7 protein-coding genes, 2 tRNA genes and 3 rRNA genes are annotated in these 14,678 nt (G+C 58.8%); 5 read left to right on the forward strand and 7 right to left on the reverse strand.

Annotated elements, in window-relative coordinates; genetic code table 11:
• Positions 1-2: 2 nt before the first annotated feature.
• On the reverse strand, positions 3-2,084 hold the full coding sequence (locus tag LDZ23_RS12105; RefSeq protein WP_244807653.1) for a molybdopterin-containing oxidoreductase family protein: 2,082 nt from the start codon (positions 2,082-2,084) through the stop codon (positions 3-5).
• 160 nt (positions 2,085-2,244) lie between these two features.
• On the opposite strand from LDZ23_RS12105, the gene LDZ23_RS12110 reads away from it, so the two are divergent.
• On the forward strand, positions 2,245-3,435 hold the full coding sequence (locus tag LDZ23_RS12110) for a M20 aminoacylase family protein (RefSeq protein ID WP_244807654.1): 1,191 nt from the start codon (positions 2,245-2,247) through the stop codon (positions 3,433-3,435).
• 105 nt (positions 3,436-3,540) lie between these two features.
• Here LDZ23_RS12110 and rrf read toward each other — a convergent pair.
• The 6 genes from rrf to LDZ23_RS12140 form a co-directional block, all read right to left on the reverse strand.
• Positions 3,541-3,653 (reverse strand): 5S ribosomal RNA (gene rrf / locus LDZ23_RS12115).
• Positions 3,654-3,809: 156 nt separating this feature from the next.
• Positions 3,810-6,692: ribosomal RNA gene (locus tag LDZ23_RS12120) — 23S ribosomal RNA — on the reverse strand.
• Between the two features lie 285 nt (positions 6,693-6,977).
• Positions 6,978-7,053: transfer RNA gene (locus tag LDZ23_RS12125), tRNA-Ala, on the reverse strand.
• A 47-nt stretch (positions 7,054-7,100) separates the two neighbouring features.
• Positions 7,101-7,177, reverse strand: a tRNA-Ile gene (locus LDZ23_RS12130).
• Positions 7,178-7,240: 63 nt separating this feature from the next.
• A 16S ribosomal RNA gene (locus LDZ23_RS12135) occupies positions 7,241-8,772 on the reverse strand.
• Together the 16S, 23S and 5S rRNA genes with 2 tRNA genes alongside form the textbook arrangement of a ribosomal RNA operon.
• A 471-nt stretch (positions 8,773-9,243) precedes the next feature.
• On the reverse strand, positions 9,244-10,020 hold the full coding sequence (locus LDZ23_RS12140; RefSeq protein ID WP_008344444.1) for an enoyl-CoA hydratase: 777 nt from the start codon (positions 10,018-10,020) through the stop codon (positions 9,244-9,246).
• 141 nt (positions 10,021-10,161) lie between these two features.
• On the opposite strand from LDZ23_RS12140, the gene paaN reads away from it, so the two are divergent.
• The 4 genes from paaN (at position 10,162) to paaK (ending at position 14,646) form a co-directional block, all read left to right on the forward strand.
• On the forward strand, positions 10,162-11,871 hold the full coding sequence (gene paaN, locus LDZ23_RS12145; protein ID WP_034473944.1) for a phenylacetic acid degradation protein PaaN: 1,710 nt from the start codon (positions 10,162-10,164) through the stop codon (positions 11,869-11,871).
• 158 nt (positions 11,872-12,029) lie between these two features.
• Positions 12,030-12,821, forward strand: coding sequence for a 2-(1,2-epoxy-1,2-dihydrophenyl)acetyl-CoA isomerase PaaG (gene paaG / locus LDZ23_RS12150; protein ID WP_008344440.1), 792 nt, complete (start codon positions 12,030-12,032; stop codon positions 12,819-12,821).
• Positions 12,822-12,885: 64 nt separating this feature from the next.
• A complete protein-coding gene (gene paaI, locus LDZ23_RS12155) occupies positions 12,886-13,272 on the forward strand; it encodes a hydroxyphenylacetyl-CoA thioesterase PaaI (RefSeq protein WP_235366211.1) in 387 nt (128 codons plus the stop codon).
• A gap of 69 nt (positions 13,273-13,341) precedes the next feature.
• Positions 13,342-14,646, forward strand: a complete 1,305-nt coding sequence (paaK, locus tag LDZ23_RS12160; RefSeq protein WP_008344438.1) for a phenylacetate--CoA ligase PaaK — start codon at positions 13,342-13,344, stop codon at positions 14,644-14,646.
• The last annotated feature ends 32 nt before the right edge of the window (positions 14,647-14,678 follow it).

The following is a 14,678-nucleotide window of genomic DNA, read 5'->3' on the forward strand; positions in this document are numbered from 1 at the left end:
TGTCAATGCATTGGCTCCACTTCCACCAGGCAGTCGTAAAACGTCGCCGAGCCCCCGAGGTCGGTCAGCGCCTGACTCGTCACCTGATTGGCGTTGCGGCCATCGGGAGACAACTTCTTCCACCAGATCGACAAGCCGACGACGACGCCTTCGCGCGCGCGTTCCGTCACGCGCGCGCGGGCCTGCATCGAACCGCGATCGTTGAAGATGCGCACGACTGCGCCATCGGCGATGGCGCGCGCTTGCGCGTCGGCGGGGTGAATATCGAGATGCGGTTCGCGCTCCGCCGCCCGCAGACTTTCGATGTTCACGAAACTGCTGTTCAGGAAGTTGCGCGCGGGCGGCGAAATCATCGCGAGCGGATAGCGGGCCGCCAGATCCGGCGATCCGTCCGCAGATTCGTACGGCGGCAGGTAATCGGGCAACGGATCGAGACCTTCGCGTTTCAGGCGCTCGCTGTAGAACTCGCATTTTCCCGACGGGGTGCGGAACCCGCCTTCGGCCAGCGGCGCTTCCGCGATTCCGAGCTTCAGCCAGCCGGACGCCTTCAACGTGTCCCAGCTCTGACCTTCGAGCGTCGGGTCGTTCCAGCGGAATGCCTTCGATGCGATCTGCTCGTCGGTCTCGAAAAGCGCCGGCTCGGTAAGGCCCAGGGCGCGTGCGAGTCCGCGGAATATTTCAGTGTTCGGGCGCGCTTCGCCGACGGGTGGAATCGCCGGCAGATTCGCCATTACGTGCGTGTGCCCGTAGGACTTGTGGACGTCGAGATGCTCGAGCTGCGTCGTCGCGGGAAAGACGAGGTCCGCGTAATCGGCGGTATCTGTCTGGAAGTGTTCGAGCACGATCGTGAACAGATCCTCGCGCGCGAAGCCCGCCTCGACTTTCGCCGAATCGGGCGCGACCGCAACGGGATTCGAGTTGTAGACGATCAGCGCTTCGATCTTCGGCCCGAATGCTTCGTCGCCCGGATGCAGCAACGCGTCGCCGATCGCGTTCATGTTGATCGCGCGCGGAAGCTTCGAGGGCCAGCCCGGCAGCAAATCGGGACGCTCGAGCGCGCTGCCGTCGATCGGCGCCCAGCCGGACGACGAAAGCAGCAGGCCTCCGGCGCGCTCGCGCCACGCGCCAGTCAACGACGGCAAGCAAGCGATCGCCCGCACGGCATTGCCGCCACCGCGCACGCGCTGCATGCCGTAATTGAGGCGAATTGCGGCCTTCTTCGTCGATCCGAAAGCACGGGCGAGTTCGATAACGACCTTTTCGTCGATGCCGCAGATCTGCGCCACGCGCGAAGCCGGATACTGCGCCGCGCGCGCCGCAAGTTCATCGAAGCCGACGGTATGCGCGCTCACATACTCGTGATCGATGAAATTCTCGCGGATCAACACGTCGATCATGCCGAGCGCGAGCGCGGCGTCGGTGCCCGGGCGCAACGCGATGTGCTGATGGCACTTTTCCGCCGTGAGCGACTTGTACGGATCGATCGCTATCAGCTTCGCGCCACGACGCTTTGCCTCCTGCGCGCGCGTCCAGAAGTGCAGGCTCGACGCGATCGGATTCGCGCCCCAGATCAGAATGAGTTCGCTCTCTTCGTAATACTCGGAATGCATTCCGAGGCTCGCGCCGTACGTGTAGCGCAGGCCGGCGGCGCCCGCGGCCGCACAAATCGTGCGTTCGAGTCGCGATGCGCCAAGCACGTTGAAGAATCGGGCAGCGACGCTTTCGCCTTGCACCAGGCCCATCGTGCCCGCGTAACTGTACGGAACGATGGCTTCAGGCGTGCGCCGGGCGATAGGCTGCAGGCGTTCGGCGGCGAGTTGCAACGCTTCGTCCCAGCCGATCGGCTCAAATCTACCCTCGCCCTTTTTGCCGATTCGACGCAACGGAGTCAGAAGACGATCCTTGTGATGCGTACGCTCGGCATAGCGCGTGACCTTTGTGCACAACACACCTTGCGTCGGTGGATGATCAGGTTCGCCGCTGACTTTGACCGCTTTTCCATCTTTGACCGTTACGCGCATCGCGCAAGTATCGGGGCAATCGTGCGGGCACACGGCTCGGGCAAACTCGGCTGGAGCGTTCATCGGAAAGTCCGTAAATCGAAGTAAAAGCGGCAGATGACGGAATTCTATTACGGCCGCTATGCGATCGACCGTCCGATGGCGCAAATAGCGGCGGCGTAGAATGGAACGAGCAGGCGCGGTCAATACGCGCAATCCGAATTCAAACGTGAGAGCAGTTCAAATGAATCTGATCCCAGAAATCGAAGCATCGCACGACGAGATCAAGACGCTCCGACGAACGATCCATGCCCATCCCGAATTGCGCTATGAAGAGGTTGGCACCGCAAAACTGGTTGCCGAGAGCCTCGAAAGTTGGGGAATCCAAGTGCATCGGGGATTGGGCAAGACAGGCGTCGTCGGCGTGTTGAAGCGCGGCGCCGGCAGCGCCTCGATCGGGCTGCGCGCGGATATGGACGCGCTGCCCATTCAGGAATTGAACACTTTCGGACATCGATCGACGAACGACGGCCGTATGCATGCCTGCGGCCACGATGGTCATACGGCGATGCTGCTCGGCGCGGCGAAATATCTGGCCAAGCACGGCAAATTCGATGGGACGGTCGTCTTCATCTTCCAACCGGCTGAGGAAGGCGGCGCGGGCGCGAAGGCCATGATCGAAGATGGTCTTTTCAAGCGGTTTCCGGTCGATGCGGTGTTCGGCATTCACAACTGGCCTGGCATTCCGGCGGGGCATTTCGGTGTCGTCGAAGGGCCGATCATGGCTTCGAGCAACGAGTTTCGCATCGCCATTCGAGGAACCGGTTCGCACGCGGCCTTGCCACATAACGGGCGCGATCCCGTTTTTACGGCGGTTCAGATCGCGAACGGGCTTCAGAGCATCATCACGCGAAGCAAGAAGCCGATCGATACGGCCGTGCTTTCGATTACCCAGATTCACGCTGGCCAGGCTGCCAATGTGGTGCCCGATCAGGCTTGGCTCGGAGGAACTGTGCGTACTTTTACGGTGGAGACGCTCGATCTAATCGAGGCGCGCATGCGCAAAATCGCCGATGCAACCGCAGCGGCCTACGACTGCGAGGTGGAAATTCATTTCCACAGAAACTATCCGCCGACGATCAATTCGCCTGAAGAGGCAAGATTCGCGGCGGAAGTTATGGCAGAAGTGGTGGGCAAGGATAAGGTCGATAGCGCCGTCGAGCCGACGATGGGCGCCGAGGACTTTTCGTTCATGCTTCTCGAAAAGTCCGGATGTTATGCGTTTCTAGGTAACGGCGACGGCGGGCACCGGGAGCAAGGACACGGCGCGGGGCCGTGCATGTTGCACAACGCCAGCTACGACTTTAATGATGATTTGTTATCGATCGGATCGTCGTACTGGGTAAGACTGGCGGAGAAATTCCTCGCCCGTTGATGGTCGCCGTTACGCCTCTGCTGGCTTAATTGCGATTTAGATTTTCACGCCCCAACGCAAAAACCCCACCTTTTTGGGGTGGGGTTTTTGTTTGAAGCATGAGGAGCCTGACGATTACCTACTTTCACACGGGTATCCGCACTATCATCGGCGTGGAGTCGTTTCACGGTCCTGTTCGGGATGGGAAGGGGTGGGACCGACTCGCTATGGTCATCAGGCATGACTTGTTGTTGTCTCGCCTGGGTGGGCGCGACAACCAATCTGGGAAGAAGTAGAAGTGTTTGGGGAGTGAGTGTCGCACAACGCTACTCAACCAGGGGTGGTATTGACCAAGCGCTGTGGCGCCAGGTCAGTACGTAAAACACACTGGTTATAGGATCAAGCCTTACGGGCAATTAGTATCAGTTAGCTCAATGCATTACTGCACTTACACACCTGACCTATCAACGTCCTGGTCTGGAACGACCCTTCAAGGGGCTCGAAGCCCCGGGGATATCTCATCTTAAGGCGAGTTTCCCGCTTAGATGCTTTCAGCGGTTATCTCTTCCGAACATAGCTACCCGGCGATGCGACTGGCGTCACAACCGGTACACCAGAGGTTCGTCCACTCCGGTCCTCTCGTACTAGGAGCAGCCCCCTTCAAATATCCAACGCCCACGGCAGATAGGGACCAAACTGTCTCACGACGTTTTAAACCCAGCTCACGTACCTCTTTAAATGGCGAACAGCCATACCCTTGGGACCGGCTACAGCCCCAGGATGAGATGAGCCGACATCGAGGTGCCAAACACCGCCGTCGATATGAACTCTTGGGCGGTATCAGCCTGTTATCCCCAGAGTACCTTTTATCCGTTGAGCGATGGCCCTTCCATACAGAACCACCGGATCACTATGACCTGCTTTCGCACCTGCTCGACTTGTCGGTCTCGCAGTTAAGCACGCTTATGCCATTGCACTATCAGCACGATTTCCGACCGTACCTAGCGTACCTTCGTACTCCTCCGTTACGCTTTGGGAGGAGACCGCCCCAGTCAAACTGCCTACCATGCACTGTCCCCGACCCGGATCACGGGCCAAGGTTAGAACCTCAAACAAACCAGGGTGGTATTTCAAGGACGGCTCCACCGAAACTGGCGTTCCGGTTTCATAGCCTCCCACCTATCCTACACAGATCGGTTCAAAGTCCAATGCAAAGCTACAGTAAAGGTTCATGGGGTCTTTCCGTCTAGCCGCGGGGAGATTGCATCATCACAAACACTTCAACTTCGCTGAGTCTCGGGAGGAGACAGTGTGGCCATCGTTACGCCATTCGTGCAGGTCGGAACTTACCCGACAAGGAATTTCGCTACCTTAGGACCGTTATAGTTACGGCCGCCGTTTACCGGGACTTCAATCAAGAGCTTGCACCCCATCATTTAATCTTCCGGCACCGGGCAGGCGTCACACCCTATACGTCCACTTTCGTGTTTGCAGAGTGCTGTGTTTTTATTAAACAGTCGCAGCCACCAGTTTATTGCAACCCTTTCACCCTCCTGGCGCAGGCCAGTCAAGCTACAAGGGCGTACCTTATCCCGAAGTTACGGTACCAATTTGCCGAGTTCCTTCTCCCGAGTTCTCTCAAGCGCCTTAGAATACTCATCTCGCCCACCTGTGTCGGTTTGCGGTACGGTCATCGTTAGACTGAAGCTTAGAGGCTTTTCTTGGAACCACTTCCAATTGCTTCGCTTCCGAAGAAGCTCGCGCCACGCCCTTGAATTACGCACCCGGATTTGCCTAAGTGCCTTCTCCAACGCAGCGACCGGGACGTCCAACACCCGGACAACCTTCCGCGATCCGTCCCCCCATCGCATCTAACAATGGTGCAGGAATATTGACCTGCTTCCCATCAGCTACGCATTTCTGCCTCGCCTTAGGGGCCGACTCACCCTACGCCGATGAACGTTGCGTAGGAAACCTTGGGCTTACGGCGAGGGGGCTTTTCACCCCCTTTATCGCTACTCATGTCAGCATTCGCACTTCCGATACCTCCAGCACGCTTTTCAACGCACCTTCGCAGGCTTACGGAACGCTCTCCTACCACACGTACTTGCGTACGCATCCGCAGCTTCGGTGACTGGCTTGAGCCCCGTTACATCTTCCGCGCAGGACGACTCGATCAGTGAGCTATTACGCTTTCTTTAAAGGGTGGCTGCTTCTAAGCCAACCTCCTGACTGTTTTAGCCTTCCCACTTCGTTTCCCACTTAGCCAATCTTTGGGACCTTAGCTGGCGGTCTGGGTTGTTTCCCTCTTGACACCGGACGTTAGCACCCGATGTCTGTCTCCCGTGATTGCACTCTTCGGTATTCGGAGTTTGCTATGGCGTAGTAATCCGCAATGGACCCCACAACCATGACAGTGCTCTACCCCCGAAGGTGATACACGAGGCACTACCTAAATAGTTTTCGGAGAGAACCAGCTATTTCCAAGTTTGTTTAGCCTTTCACCCCTATCCACAGCTCATCCCCTAACTTTTCAACGTTAGTGGGTTCGGTCCTCCAGTACGTGTTACCGCACCTTCAACCTGGCCATGGATAGATCACTTGGTTTCGGGTCTACGCCCAGCAACTGATCGCCCTGTTCGGACTCGCTTTCGCTACGCCTGCCTTAATCAGTTAAGCTCGCTACTGAACGTAAGTCGCTGACCCATTATACAAAAGGTACGCCGTCACCCGTTTCCAGGCTCCGACTGTTTGTATGCATGCGGTTTCAGGATCTATTTCACTCCCCTCCCGGGGTTCTTTTCGCCTTTCCCTCACGGTACTGGTTCACTATCGGTCGATCACGAGTATTTAGCCTTGGAGGATGGTCCCCCCATCTTCAGACAGGATTTCACGTGTCCCGCCCTACTTGTCGTACCCCTAGTTCTTCCTCGCTGTTTTCGTCTACAGGGCTATCACCTGCTATGGCCGCACTTTCCAGAGCGTTCGACTAACAACAAAGATAAAGAGTACAGGCTGATCCCATTTCGCTCGCCACTACTTTGGGAATCTCGGTTGATTTCTTTTCCTGCGGTTACTTAGATGTTTCAGTTCACCGCGTTCGCTCCACACAACCTATGTATTCAGTTGTGGGTACTCCATTAGGAGTGGGTTTCCCCATTCGGACATTTGTGGATCAAAGCTCGTTTGCCAGCTCCCCACAACTTTTCGCAGGCTACCGCGTCCTTCATCGCCTGTGATCGCCAAGGCATCCACCACATGCACTTGTTCGCTTGACCCTATAACAAGTGTGTCTCTCTCGAGCCACCCTTGCCATAGGCTGAGTATTCGCGTTGTGCCGTATTCCAAGTCATCGTTAAGATCACTTTTCATACTTGATACAATCACTACCCTGACTACCCGACTCGCACCCATCTCTAAGTGCTTTTAGATAGTCTCTTTACTACTTCTTCCAGATTGTTAAAGAACGTTTAGCCGACAAGCTCACTTCACTCGCCTGCGACATCAACTGGCTTTCAATCGCCAATGCAAAGTGCTTCACGAAACACTGCGCATTGAGGACTTGGTGGAGGATGACGGGATCGAACCGACGACCCCCTGCTTGCAAAGCAGGTGCTCTCCCAGCTGAGCTAATCCCCCGCGTCTTGCGTCTGCAGCCTCACTGACTGCCTGACTCATCTTGACCGTGGTGGGTCTGGTTGGATTCGAACCAACGACCCCCGCCTTATCAAGACGGTGCTCTAACCGACTGAGCTACAGACCCAAAGCCTGTCTTCAAACAACAGCCGATAAGCGTGAGCGCTTAACTTCGTGTGCGAAGCTCGAGAAAGGAGGTGATCCAGCCGCACCTTCCGATACGGCTACCTTGTTACGACTTCACCCCAGTCATGAATCCCACCGTGGTAAGCGCCCTCCTTGCGGTTAGGCTACCTACTTCTGGTGAAACCCACTCCCATGGTGTGACGGGCGGTGTGTACAAGACCCGGGAACGTATTCACCGCGGCATGCTGATCCGCGATTACTAGCGATTCCAGCTTCACGCAGTCGAGTTGCAGACTGCGATCCGGACTACGATCGGTTTTCTGGGATTGGCTCCACCTCGCGGCTTGGCAACCCTCTGTTCCGACCATTGTATGACGTGTGAAGCCCTACCCATAAGGGCCATGAGGACTTGACGTCATCCCCACCTTCCTCCGGTTTGTCACCGGCAGTCTCCTTAGAGTGCTCTTGCGTAGCAACTAAGGACAAGGGTTGCGCTCGTTGCGGGACTTAACCCAACATCTCACGACACGAGCTGACGACAGCCATGCAGCACCTGTGCGCCGGTTCTCTTTCGAGCACCCCCACCTTTCAGCAGGGTTCCGACCATGTCAAGGGTAGGTAAGGTTTTTCGCGTTGCATCGAATTAATCCACATCATCCACCGCTTGTGCGGGTCCCCGTCAATTCCTTTGAGTTTTAATCTTGCGACCGTACTCCCCAGGCGGTCAACTTCACGCGTTAGCTACGTTACTAAGGAAATGAATCCCCAACAACTAGTTGACATCGTTTAGGGCGTGGACTACCAGGGTATCTAATCCTGTTTGCTCCCCACGCTTTCGTGCATGAGCGTCAGTGTTGGCCCAGGAGGCTGCCTTCGCCATCGGTATTCCTCCACATCTCTACGCATTTCACTGCTACACGTGGAATTCTACCTCCCTCTGCCACACTCAAAGCCTGCCAGTCACCAATGCAGTTCCCAGGTTAAGCCCGGGGATTTCACATCGGTCTTAACAGACCGCCTGCGCACGCTTTACGCCCAGTAATTCCGATTAACGCTCGCACCCTACGTATTACCGCGGCTGCTGGCACGTAGTTAGCCGGTGCTTATTCTTCCGGTACCGTCATCCTCCATCCATATTAGGGACGAAGTTTTCTTTCCGGACAAAAGTGCTTTACAACCCGAAGGCCTTCTTCACACACGCGGCATTGCTGGATCAGGGTTGCCCCCATTGTCCAAAATTCCCCACTGCTGCCTCCCGTAGGAGTCTGGGCCGTGTCTCAGTCCCAGTGTGGCTGGTCGTCCTCTCAGACCAGCTACAGATCGTCGCCTTGGTAGGCCTTTACCCCACCAACTAGCTAATCTGCCATCGGCCGCCCCTATAGCGCGAGGTCCGAAGATCCCCCGCTTTCTCCCTTAGGTCGTATGCGGTATTAATCCGGCTTTCGCCGGGCTATCCCCCACTACAGGACACGTTCCGATGTATTACTCACCCGTTCGCCACTCGCCACCAGGGTTGCCCCCGTGCTGCCGTTCGACTTGCATGTGTAAGGCATGCCGCCAGCGTTCAATCTGAGCCAGGATCAAACTCTTCAGTTCAATACCTGTTACTGTTTTCTATTCTTCCGAATAGGTCGCTCACTCAACGTTCTGACGATGATTTATTCCATCCAAAGATGAACAAACCTTCCTCTGATACTTCGTGTGAGACTCTTGATACTTTTGCTATCGCCGATTCCGAAGAACCAGCCGCACTCGCCATCAAGCGCCCACACTTATCGGCTGTTAGTTTTTAAAGAGCACATCGCAAGACAAGCCTTACTTCAACTTCCGTCTTGCGTCGCTGCATCAGCAGCAGAGAAACGAGATTATGAAGAACGCTTCGGTTCGTGTCAACAAGAATTCGAAGTTTCTTTTTCTTGCCGATCCGCGCCCGGAGCCTTCTACAACCTACCCCCGAGCACACCGCCGATACCGCCCTATCCCGCTTCCTTCGCGTTCATCGAATCGCGAAGGAACAGAATTCTAGTGAGCGGAATCGAGGAGCGCAAGCGCTTTCTCACATGAAGGTCACCGATGCTTGAAAACCGGCTTACGCTTTTCAACAAACGCCGCCATGCCTTCCTTCTGATCCTCCGTCGCGAACAGAGAATGGAACAGACGCCTCTCGAAATGAACACCTTCTGCGAGCGTTGTCTCGTAAGCGCGATTAACAGCCTCCTTGGCCATCATCACGGCGGGCAGCGAGAAGCCGGCGATGATCGTCGCCGCTTCGACGGCCTCGTCCAGAAGGCGATCCGCCCCGACGATGCGCGACACCAGCCCCGCCCGTTCGGCCTCGCTCGCATCCATCATGCGCGCAGTCAGGCACATATCCATCGCCTTGGCTTTCGATACAGCGCGCGGCAAGCGCTGCGTGCCGCCCGCTCCCGGAATCACGCCGAGCTTGATCTCGGGCTGACCGAACTTGGCCGTGTCGGCGGCGATGACGATGTCGCACATCATCGCGAGTTCGCAACCTCCGCCGAGCGCAAAACCCGCGACCGCGGCAATGATCGGCTTGCGAATCGTGCGGATCGTTTCCCAGTTACGCGTGATGTAGTCGCCCTTGTAGACATCCATATAGGAGTAGCCGGCCATCATGCCGATGTCCGCACCCGCCGCGAACGCCTTTTCGCTGCCGGTCAGCACGATTGCGCCGATGTCTCCATCGGCGTCGAATGCCTTGAGCGCGACGCCAAGTTCGTCCATCAGCGCGTCATTCAGCGCGTTCAGCGCTTTCGGACGATTCAGCGTAATCAGTCCGACCCGACCACGCGTCTCGACCAGCAGATTCTCGTAAGCCATTCGCTCCTCCTTGCGATCCTCAGGTAAGCCCTAATGAAAAGTCATTCGTCACTGCATCTCGATAATGCTACCATCACCAACCAACCGGTCGGTTAATTATTCGGCCTGGCACCTTTCCCTCGTTCTTCTCTTCTCGCGACCATGACACATCCGCTATTCACGAAGCACGAAGCGACGCTCGACAAAGCGCTCGCAGCCATCGAAACGCGCGGCTACTGGAGCCCGTTCGCCGAAATGCCGAGCCCCAAAGTGTACGGGGAAACGGCCAGCGCCGATGGAGAGGCAGCATTCAAAGCTCATCTCGGCAAGACTTTCGAACTCGATCAGCCTTCGACAGGCGAAACGGTCGGGAAGGAGCGTTCGCCGTTCGGCATCGCGCTGGACGTCCGCTATCCGAAGGCCGATCCCGACGCGCTGACTCAAGCCGCGGCCAAGGCGCAGTCCGCCTGGCGCGCCGCCGGCCCGCAGGCTTGGGTGGGCGTGAGCCTCGAAATCCTGTCGCGCCTGAACCGCGCCAGCTTCGAGATCGCGTACGGCGTGATGCACACGACCGGCCAGGCATTCATGATGGCATTCCAGGCCGGTGGCCCGCACGCGCAAGACCGGGCGCTGGAAGCCGTCGTCTATGCGTGGGACCAGCTACGTCGCATCCCCGCCGAAGCGCACTGGGAAAAGCCGCAAGGCAAAAATCCGCCGCTCGCGATGCAAAAGCGCTTCTCCATCGTCCCGCGCGGCACGGGGCTTGTGCTCGGCTGCTGCACGTTTCCGACCTGGAACGGCTATCCCGGCATGTTCGCCGATCTCGCAACCGGCAACGCCGTCATCGTCAAGCCGCACCCCGGCGCGATCCTGCCGCTCGCGATCACCGTGCGAATCGCGCGTGAAGTGCTTCGTGAGGCCGGCTTCGATCCGAACGTCGTCACGCTGTTGGCCACCGAACCCAACGACGGCGCGTTGGTCCAGGAACTCGCCTTGCGTCCCGAAATCAAGCTCATCGATTTCACGGGAAGCACGCAAAACGGCACCTGGCTCGAGCGCAACGCGCATCAGGCGCAGGTCTACACCGAGAAGGCGGGCGTGAATCAGATCGTCATCGATTCCGTGGACGACATGAAGTCCGCCGCGCGCAACATCGCCTTCTCACTCGCCCTCTATTCCGGTCAGATGTGCACCGCGCCGCAGAACATCTACGTGCCGCGCAATGGCATCCGCACCGCCGAAGGCCAACTGAGCTTCGATGACGTCGCGAAAGCGCTCGCGGGCGCCGTCGAAAAACTCGCATCCGATCCGGCCCGCGCCGTCGAGCTCACGGGAGCGATTCAGAACGATGGCGTCGTGGAACGCGTCACCGAAGCGCGCAAGCTCGGCGACATGCTGCTCGACAGCCAATCTCTCACGCACCCTGCGTTTCCTGAAGCCCGCGTTCACACACCCCTCATGCTCAAGCTCGACGCGCGCACCGACGAAGCGAAATTCACCAAGGAATGGTTCGGCCCGATTTCGTTCGTCGTCGCGACCGACTCGACCGCGCAATCGCTCGAACTCGCCGGGTCGATCGCGCGCACGCACGGCGCCTTGACGTTCTCGGTCTACAGCACCGACGACAAGGTGATCGAAGCCGCGCACGAAGCAGCCATTGAAGGCGGTGTCGCGCTCTCGATCAACCTCACCGGCGGCGTCTTCGTCAATCAGACCGCGGCGTTCTCCGACTTCCACGGCACGGGCGCGAACCCCGCGGCCAACGCAGCGCTTTCGGATGCAGCTTTCGTCGCAAATCGCTTCCGAGTAGTGCAAAGCCGCGTCCATGTTGCACCAAAGGCCGCGTCGGCGGAAGCTGGCCAGACGGCATAAGCCAATCGACACAAACGATCCAAAGGCCGGATCGCCGTGCAAACGGCTTATGCCATTCGGCCTAATGGAAAGCTCGCGGTCGCGCGGCTAGTATCGGATGCAAGGAATGGCGGCGAGCACGCGCCGCCGCAGCCGGATTCGTCGAGAGAGGAAATGTAATGACAGAGAAGTCCGTGTTCTTTCACGTCGATGTCGAGACGCGCGTCGCGACGTTGACGCTCAATCGCCCCGACAAACTGAACAGCTTCACGCGCGAGATGCATCGCGAGTTGAACCAGGCGCTCACTGAAATAGAAGCGGGCAATGCGCGCGCGCTCGTCATCACCGGCGCGGGTCGCGGCTTCTGCGCGGGACAGGATCTCGCGGATCTGGATTTCACGCCTGGCTCGATGTCGGATCTGGGCGATCTCATCGACGAGCACTTCAATCCGCTCGTGCGCAGGCTTCAGGCTTTGCCGATGCCGGTCATCGCGGCAGTGAACGGCACGGCCGCTGGAGCCGGCGCGAATCTCGCGATGGCGTGCGACTTCGTCGTCGCGGCGCGCTCGGCCAGCTTCATTCAGGCATTCGTGAAGATCGGCCTCGTGCCCGATTCGGGCGGCACATGGCTGCTGTCGCGCCGCGTCGGTGAGGCGCGTGCGCTCGGGCTCGCGCTGACGGGCGAAAAACTCAGCGCCGAGAAGGCGGAGGCGTGGGGCATCGTGTGGCGCGTCGTCGACGATGCCGAGCTGCAGCAAGCGGCCGCGCAACTGGCCGCCCAACTCGCGCAGCAGCCGGCGCGCGCGGTCGTCGCGATCAAGAAAGCGATCCGCGCGAGCGCGAACAGGACTTTCGACCAGCAGCTCGATCTCGAACGGGATCTTCAGCGCGAGCTCGGTGCGTCGCCGGATTACATCGAAGGCGTCGCCGCGTTCAAGGAGAAGCGCGCACCGCGCTTCGAAGGTCTGTGAGAACCGAATCGAACTGGAGATATCTGTGACGCCACAACAACTCGCGGAAGCCACGGCGAAAGCCATGTACGAAGCGGACGCATGCTCGCGCGCGCTCGGCATCGAGCTGATCGAAGTCCGGCCCGGCTATGCGCGTCTGCAAATGGACGTGCGCCCCGACTTTCTGAACGGCCATGCGATTTGCCACGGCGGCCTGATGTTCACGCTGGCGGACTCCGCGTTCGCGTTCGCCTGCAACTCGTACAACATCAGCACGGTCGCGGCGGGCTGCTCGATCGAGTTTTTGCGGCCCGTGCAGGGCGGCGATCGCCTGACTGCCGAAGCGATCGAGCAAACGCTGAGCGGGCGCACGGGTATCTACGATATCCGCGTGACGAATCGCGAAGGCGAGCCGGTCGCGATGTTCCGCGGCAAGTCGGCTCAGATAAGAGGCAACGTAATTCCCGTGTGACGGACTCGTTCATATAACGGACGCGGCATCTAAAAGCCGCGCCGCGTAGTCAGCATCAAGGAGACAGCAATGACCACATCGCTGCCGCTCGACCCGATCGAGAAGGCGAGCCGCGACGAACTCGCGGCGCTGCAGCTCGAGCGTCTCAAATGGACGCTCAAGCATGCTTACGAGAACTCGCCGGTTTATCGGCGCAAGTTTGACGAAGCAGGCGTTCATCCGGATGACGTCACGTCGCTCTCGGATCTTGGCCGTTTTCCGTTTACGACCAAGAAGGATCTGCGCGACAACTATCCGTTTGGCATGTTCGCGGTTCCGCAGGAGCGGGTCTCGCGCATCCACGCGTCATCGGGGACGACGGGCAAGCCGACTGTCGTCGGCTACACGGCGCAGGATCTGGACAACTGGGCGAACCTCGTCGCACGCTCCATTCGGGCGGCCGGCGCACGTCGTGGCGACAAGGTGCACGTGAGTTACGGCTACGGCCTCTTCACCGGCGGACTCGGCGCGCACTACGGCGCCGAGCGCGCGGGACTCACCGTCATTCCGTTCGGCGGCGGCCAGACGGAGAAGCAGGTGCAACTGATCCAGGATTTTCGGCCGGACATCATCATGGTCACGCCGAGCTACATGCTGTCGATCGCCGATGAACTGGAGCGCCAGGGCATCGATCCGGCAAGTTGCTCGCTGCGCATCGGCATTTTCGGCGCGGAGCCGTGGACGAACGACATGCGCCGCGCGATCGAAACGCGCATGGGCATCGACGCCGTCGACATCTACGGACTCTCGGAAGTAATGGGGCCGGGCGTGGCATCGGAATGCGCGGAAACCAAGGACGGCCCGACGATCTGGGAAGATCACTTCTATCCCGAGATCATCGATCCGGAAACCGGCGAGGTGCTGCCCGACGGCGAATTCGGGGAACTCGTGTTCACGTCGCTCACGAAGGAAGCGCTGCCGATCATCCGCTATCGCACGCGCGATCTGACGCGCCTTCTGCCCGGCACCGCTCGCACGATGCGACGCATGGAGAAGATCACCGGCCGCTCCGACGACATGATGATCGTGCGCGGCGTCAATGTTTTCCCGACGCAGATCGAGGAGTTGCTGCTCAAGCGCCCGGTACTCGCGCCGCACTATCAGATCGTGCTCACCAAGGAAGGCCCGCTCGACGTACTCACGCTGAATGTCGAGCCTTGCCCCGAATCGGCGCCGGATGTGACCGCGCTCGAAAACGCGAAGTCCGCGCTCGCCTACGACATCAAGGCGCTGATCGGTGTGAGCGCCGTGGTGAACGTGCTCGCGGTGAACGGCATCGAACGATCCGTCGGCAAGGCGCGGCGCGTGATCGACCGGCGCAACGTCGCGTCGTGAAGCAAAAAGCTCGCGAGCCATGATGGCCGCGA

The organism is Caballeronia zhejiangensis (genome assembly GCF_022879815.1).
Taxonomy (GTDB): Bacteria; Pseudomonadota; Gammaproteobacteria; order Burkholderiales; family Burkholderiaceae; genus Caballeronia; species Caballeronia zhejiangensis.

Excerpts from the sequence above, each read along its gene's own strand:
- paaK (WP_008344438.1), top strand. The coding sequence starts at position 13,342 with ATGACCACATCGCTGCCGCTCGACCCGATCGAGAAGGCGAGCCGCGAC.
- LDZ23_RS12140 (WP_008344444.1), bottom strand. The coding sequence starts at position 10,020 with ATGGCTTACGAGAATCTGCTGGTCGAGACGCGTGGTCGGGTCGGACTG.
- paaN (WP_034473944.1), top strand. The coding sequence starts at position 10,162 with ATGACACATCCGCTATTCACGAAGCACGAAGCGACGCTCGACAAAGCG.
- paaG (WP_008344440.1), top strand. The coding sequence starts at position 12,030 with ATGACAGAGAAGTCCGTGTTCTTTCACGTCGATGTCGAGACGCGCGTC.
- paaI (WP_235366211.1), top strand. The coding sequence starts at position 12,886 with ATGTACGAAGCGGACGCATGCTCGCGCGCGCTCGGCATCGAGCTGATC.
- LDZ23_RS12110 (WP_244807654.1), top strand. The coding sequence starts at position 2,245 with ATGAATCTGATCCCAGAAATCGAAGCATCGCACGACGAGATCAAGACG.
- LDZ23_RS12105 (WP_244807653.1), bottom strand. The coding sequence starts at position 2,084 with ATGAACGCTCCAGCCGAGTTTGCCCGAGCCGTGTGCCCGCACGATTGC.